Source organism: Proteus sp. G2609, from assembly GCF_963896135.1.
Lineage (GTDB): Bacteria > Pseudomonadota > Gammaproteobacteria > Enterobacterales > Enterobacteriaceae > Proteus > Proteus mirabilis.
Genome location: NZ_CAWQNB010000003.1, coordinates 175,515 through 181,716, shown reverse-complemented (window position 1 = coordinate 181,716; position 6,202 = coordinate 175,515). Strand labels below are relative to the sequence as shown.

Sequence of the window (6,202 nt, the reverse complement as noted above, 5' to 3'; positions counted from 1 at the left end):
GATTCAGACATCAGTCTGAACGCAGTAGGGATCCACGTCCTTTAGGGCGTGGAGGATGTCAACACCGAGCCTCGTTCAATCAGTTTGGGTGTTAACACTAATAGATTGGCTTGTGCTTCAATATCTTCCATACGACGTAATAATTGGCTTACAGCAAGTTTGCCCAATTCATCTTTGGGTTGATGAATAGTCGTTAAAGGGGGGATCATATAAGAGGCTAAATCGATGTCATCATAACCGACGATAGAAATATCATCAGGTACACGTAGTCCTTTTTGATAAATCGCTTGGTAAGCACCGACTGCCATTGCATCATTACAGGTAAATACGGCCTGTGGTTGTATAGGGAGTGAGAGCAGTTTTTGCATTGCACTAAAGCCACCCGCAAACTCAAAATCACTGGTTAAAACCAGCTCTTTACGAATGGGTAACCCAGCTTGTTGCATCGCATTATAGTAGCCTTGTAGGCGATGTTTAGCGGGAAGTTTATCTTGGGGACCCGCAATACAGGCGATGTCAGTAAAACCTTTTTCAATTAAATAATTCGTGGCTAATTCTCCCCCTAATAGGGAGTTATCTTGAATAATATCGCTACTGTATTCAAATGGAGACCAATCCATCATCACCATGGGTAACCGTGGATAACGATTTAATACTTCACTTGATGGTGCGCGGGCTTCAGTACACATTAATAACAGCCCATCGACACGCTTTTGTAGCAAGGTTTCAAGGCTAGTATCCATGCGCTCATAGTCGCCTTCGGTGTTGCATAAAATGAGGCTATAGCCTTGTTCATAGCAACTTCGTTCAACACCTCGAACGACTTCAGCATAAAAGGGGTTATTACTGGCGGTAACTAACATCCCTATGGTACGTGTGCAGTTCATTTTTAAACTACGAGCTAATGCTGAAGGGGCGTAATTTAAGGTTGCTATTGCATGATTAACCTTTGCGCGGATACCTTCACTCACATAACGATTGTTATTGATAACATGGGAAACGGTGGATGTTGAAACACCCGCTAAACGGGCGACATCTTTCATTGTTGCCAAAATATTATGCTCGCTCTGCTAAAAATGACTTAATTTCATCACGCCAAGGGACGGAGGATTGCGCGCCATGACGTGTCACTGCAATTGCCGCGGCTGCATGGGCGAAACGGATCGCATCATGAGCTGATTTACCTTCTAATATCGCTGTAACAAATGCACCGTTAAAGGTATCACCTGCGGCAATAGTATCAACTGCTTCAACACGAAAACCGGGAATGATCATACCGGTGCCTTGTTCACTAAACCATACGCCACGACTGCCTAAAGTGATTAAAACGTGTTTTATGCCTTTACTGTGCAAAATATTAGCCGCTTTAGCTGCACCCACTTCATCATGCACAGAAATACCGGTTAATATTTCGGCTTCTGTCTCATTTGGCGTAATAATATCAATAAAACTCAGAAATTCATCAGATAACGGCTGTGCAGGAGCGGGATTTAAAATCACTTTTGTTTGATGTGCTTTGGCTTGTTTTGCTGCCTCAAAGACAGTGTCTAGAGGGGATTCTAATTGCATTAATAAAGCATCTGCTTGTTCAATAATATGACGATACTGATGCAAATGGCTTGGAGTGAGAGCACTATTTGCTCCGGCAACAATGCTAATGACATTTTCGCCTTGTTCATTAACTAGGATCATTGCTACACCTGTAGGTGTCTTGGGAATAATACGAATTGCATCAGTATCAATATTATCTGTTTTTAATTGAGCGATGATTTCGCGACCAATAGCATCATCTCCCACACAGGCAATAAACGTGATATCGGCACCACTACGTCCACAAGCGACGGCTTGATTTGCCCCTTTACCACCAAATGCTATTTTATAGTCATGACCAATCACGGTTTCTCCGGGCTTGGGAAATTGTGCAATATTCATAATATGGTCAACATTGATACTACCTAAAACAGCAAGGCGGGGAGTTGTCATAGCCTTTTATCCTTTGAAAACCTAGTTTATAACGAAACTAACCACGCAGCGAAAGTACTACGTGGTTAGATGGGTGATTATTTTTGAGTGACTAATTCAAGCTCAACAGGAATAGTGGGATCCACTTTTTCCCCTTTCAGAATTTTATCAGCGGTTTGAATACCAATAATACCAATTTGATCGGGGCGTTGTGCAATAGTCGCACCTAAAACACCTCGGTTAACCGCTTTAATGCCATCATTTGTGCCATCAAAGCCAACGACTAAGACATCGGTACGACCTGCTGTTTGTAATGCACGCAATGCCCCTAATGCCATTTCATCGTTTTGAGCAAATACCGCTTGCACTGAAGGATTAGCGGTTAATAGATTTTGCATAACATTAAGGCCTTTAGTACGGTCAAAGTCAGCAGGTTGGCTTGCTAATATATTAAGTTTGTGAGCATCAACAGCTTGTTTAAAGCCTTCTCCACGCTCACGAGAAGCGGAGGTTCCGGCGATCCCTTCTAGTTGGATCACTTTGGCATCATTACCCACTTTTTCCGCAATATAATCTCCTGCCATTTTTCCTCCTAGACGGTTATCAGAAGCAACATGGCTAACAACCTCACCTTTATTGGCTACTCTATCTAGGGTTACTACAGGAATTTTAGCTTTATTTGCCATTAACACGGCATTACCTACAGCATCAGAATCCGTTGGATTAATGAGCATTAAACGGGTGCCTTTTACGGTTAAGTCCTGCACATTTGCCAATTCTTTGGCTGGATTATCCATTGAATCAAGCACGACTAAGTCATAACCTAATTTATCCGCCTCTTTTTGTGCACTGTCTTTCATGGTGACAAAGAAAGGATTATTGAGCGTTGAAATAACGAGGGCGATAGACTCTTTTGCTAATGCATTGGCACTTATGGTAGCGCTTAGAGCAACCACTGAGAGAAGCGTTGCTATTTTTTTTAGTTTCATAATATATTCCTGTCGGGGTTCGGATTAAGAGAAAGCGTATTATTTTTTGTTATCAACCAGCACGGCAAGTAAGATGACAACAGCTTTGACTATCATTTGATAATTGGATGATATGCCTAATAAATTGAGTGCATTATTGAGAAAGCCTAAAATTAACGCACCAATAAGTGTGCCCATTATGCGTCCTTTACCGCCAGCAAGACTGGTACCACCTAAGACGACAGCGGCGATAGCATCCAGTTCATAACCATTGCCTGCCATTGGTTGGGCGGAAGAAAGACGAGCAACTTCAATGACACTGGCAAGGGCCGCTAATAAACCGCAAAGCGCATAAACAATAATTTTGATTTTATCGACACTAATACCAGATAAACGGGTTGCTGCTTCGTTTCCTCCAAGGGCATAGATATAGCGACCCAAGCGTGTGTGATGCAATACATACCACGCGCTTAAAAAGACAATCATCATCAGCCAAATAGGGGTGGGGATCCCAAAGGGGCGTCCAATACCAAACCAGCTAAATAGGTCGGCATTATCGCTAAATCCTGTATTTATTGGACTGCCATCAGTATAAACACGCGTGACACCACGCAATAACAGCATCATCACTAATGTGGCAATAAATGCCTGCACTTTACCTTTAGCGATAATGACACCTGTAACGCCACCAATAGCGGCTCCTAATGCTAAAGCACCGACAACAGCCACTAACGCATTAACATCAGCCCCTACCATAGAAGCAGCAACAGCACCGGTTAAAGCGAGTAATGAACCTACCGATAAATCGATACCAGAGGTTAAAATGACTAATGTCATACCCACAGCCATAATCGCGTTAACAGAGGTTTGTTGTAGGATGTTAAAAATATTATTTAAGGTAAAAAAATTCGGGCTGAGTGTTGAAACCACGACAATAAGCAACAATAAGGCAATGAGTGATTTTTGTTCTAATAACCAAGCCTTAGAGAACCATCGTTTTGACGCTGGTATTGATTTTGTACTCATCTCAAACTCCTACTGTAGCAGCATATTGTTTACCAACAGCCGCCGCCATTAGCATCTCTTGTGTGACATTATTGGCAGAAAACTCACCGCTGATACGACCTTCATGCATAACTAAAATGCGGTCACTCATTCCCATTACCTCTGGCATTTCTGAAGAGATCAAAATGATGCTTAATCCCTCTTGTTTAAACTTATTAATTAATTGGTAAATCTCTTTTTTCGCCCCCACATCGACACCGCGGGTAGGCTCATCAAGAATAAGCACTTTAGGACGAGTCATTAGTCCGCGAGCAATAGCGACTTTTTGCTGATTACCGCCTGATAAAAAACCAATGATCTGATTGATGGACGGGGTTTTTATGTTGAACAATTTAATAAAGTCACTGACAGTTAATTGCTCTTCTTTATGATTTAAGATCCCCATAGTGCGACTAAAATAAGGTAGCGCCGTCAGTGACATATTCTCTTTTACTGACATACCTAGCACTAAACCATCGCGTTTTCTGTCTTCAGAGATATAAACAATACCTTGGGCAAGTGCATCTGCAGGCTTTTTGATCTGACAAATTTTACCTTCTAACGCCACGCTACCTTGTGTTTTTGGCAATGCACCGTAAATCATTTTCATTAATTCAGTACGGCCTGCGCCCATTAACCCTGAAATACCTAAAATTTCATTTTCATGTAGGGAGAAGCTGACATCATGTATATCTGCACCACTTAAGTGAGAGACATTAAGTTTAGTTTTTCCTGCAGGAATATGGATGCGAGGGTATTGATCTTCTAATTTACGGCCTACCATCATTTCAATAAGTGTCTCTTCTTGTAATGAAGAAACGGGCTTTTCGCCAATAAATTGACCATCGCGCAACACAGTGACATCATCACAAATATCAAAAATTTCTTTTAATCGATGTGAGATATAGACAATGCCACAACCTTGATTTCTTAATTCAGTTATCACACTAAACAGAGAGCGAGTTTCGGTGTCTGTCAATGCATCTGTCGGTTCATCCATAATAATCACTTTAGAGCCAAAACTGAGTACTTTGGCAATTTCAACCATTTGCTGATCACCAATGGATAATTCAGAAACTAAGCGATGACTGCGATAAGGAAGGTTTAAGCGAGCAAGTAATTTATCCGCTTCTGCATACATTTTTTTCCAATCAATGGCACCAAATGCACGGGTAAACTCGCGACCTAAAAAGATATTTTCTGCAATGGTTAATTCAGGGATAAGATTGAGTTCTTGATGGATAATACCTATTCCGGCTTCTTGAGAAGACTTAGGACCATTAAAAGAGCAACGTTCCCCTTGATAAATAATTTCACCTGCGTCTTTTTGGTAGATACCTGTTAGCACTTTCATTAGTGTGGATTTACCTGCACCATTTTCACCAACAAGTGCCATCACTCGGCCAGGATAAATTCGTAACGTCGCACCAGATAATGCTTTTACGCCTGGAAATGATTTATCAATATTTTTTAATTCAAGTAATGCTTCCATATTGGCCTCAGAAAGTTACACCAGAAAACAGCACGATATTGGCATAAGGAGAGCATTCACCTGTTCTTATCACCGCTTTATTATCTGGAAGTTGTTTTTTAAATTCTTCATGAGTGACATAAATGATCTCGATAGGTTTTTTTTGTTGTTGTTCTAATAAATGCAAATAACGGGTTATCTCACTAAAAAGAAGTGGGTTTATATTTTTAATTTCTATGGCAAGCATAACGGCTTCGACTTGCATTTCATGGGTGATCGTTTGTAACACTGACATAAAGTCAGGGATCCCCTGAGTTAAAGCAAGATCGATACGCTCAACAGAGGAGGGTATGGGTAATCCAGCATCTGCAATCGTTATTTTGTCAGTATGTCCTAAACGTGCAATTACGCTAGAAATTGAACTATTAAGTAATACACCTTTTTTCATCTTTGCCTCCTCAGCGAAACGTTTCGCTGTTCTACATAGTAGGAAATGAAAATAGGAAAACAAGTTGGATTTATTTATATTGTGAAGGTGATCGAAACGTTTCGTTAAAGGAAAGAAAAAAGGAAAAATCTAACTGATTGAATCAATTAACGCTGAATGGATTCAATTTTAAAATTGATAAATTACAGTTAATTTCATTAAAAAGTGATCTTTAACAAGATTTGAAAATAATTAAAAAAGAAAAGAAATAAGGGCAGTTTTTACAAGAAAATAAAGTCAGAATTTATTAACCTTATCAATAGTCTCTCC

General features: G+C 40.4%; 6 protein-coding genes. All 6 read right to left on the bottom strand.

Translation table 11 applies throughout. The features are described 5' to 3' along the window. Positions 1–41: 41 nt before the first annotated feature. The 6 genes from rbsR to rbsD all read right to left on the bottom strand — a co-directional run bounded on the left by rbsR (position 42) and on the right by rbsD (position 5,893). Positions 42–1,052: a ribose operon transcriptional repressor RbsR gene (gene rbsR, locus AACV01_RS01210; RefSeq protein ID WP_202611845.1), complete on the bottom strand. Its 1,011-nt coding sequence runs from the start codon at positions 1,050–1,052 to the stop codon at positions 42–44. A gap of 4 nt (positions 1,053–1,056) precedes the next feature. Then, on the bottom strand, positions 1,057–1,983 hold the full coding sequence (gene rbsK, locus AACV01_RS01205; protein WP_004245126.1) for a ribokinase: 927 nt from the start codon (positions 1,981–1,983) through the stop codon (positions 1,057–1,059). Positions 1,984–2,060: 77 nt separating this feature from the next. After that, positions 2,061–2,951, bottom strand: a complete 891-nt coding sequence (rbsB, locus tag AACV01_RS01200; RefSeq protein ID WP_004247214.1) for a ribose ABC transporter substrate-binding protein RbsB — start codon at positions 2,949–2,951, stop codon at positions 2,061–2,063. Between the two features lie 39 nt (positions 2,952–2,990). After that, positions 2,991–3,956 carry a ribose ABC transporter permease gene (gene rbsC / locus AACV01_RS01195; protein WP_004245124.1) on the bottom strand — a complete coding sequence of 322 codons (966 nt, stop codon included), beginning with the start codon at positions 3,954–3,956 and terminating at the stop codon, positions 2,991–2,993. Between the two features lies 1 nt (position 3,957). Beyond that, positions 3,958–5,466, bottom strand: coding sequence for a ribose ABC transporter ATP-binding protein RbsA (rbsA, locus tag AACV01_RS01190; RefSeq protein WP_104836246.1), 1,509 nt, complete (start codon positions 5,464–5,466; stop codon positions 3,958–3,960). A 7-nt stretch (positions 5,467–5,473) separates the two neighbouring features. Beyond that, positions 5,474–5,893 (bottom strand): D-ribose pyranase, encoded by a 420-nt coding sequence (gene rbsD / locus AACV01_RS01185; protein ID WP_020945202.1) that lies wholly within the window; start codon positions 5,891–5,893, stop codon positions 5,474–5,476. Between the last annotated feature and the right edge of the window lie 309 nt (positions 5,894–6,202).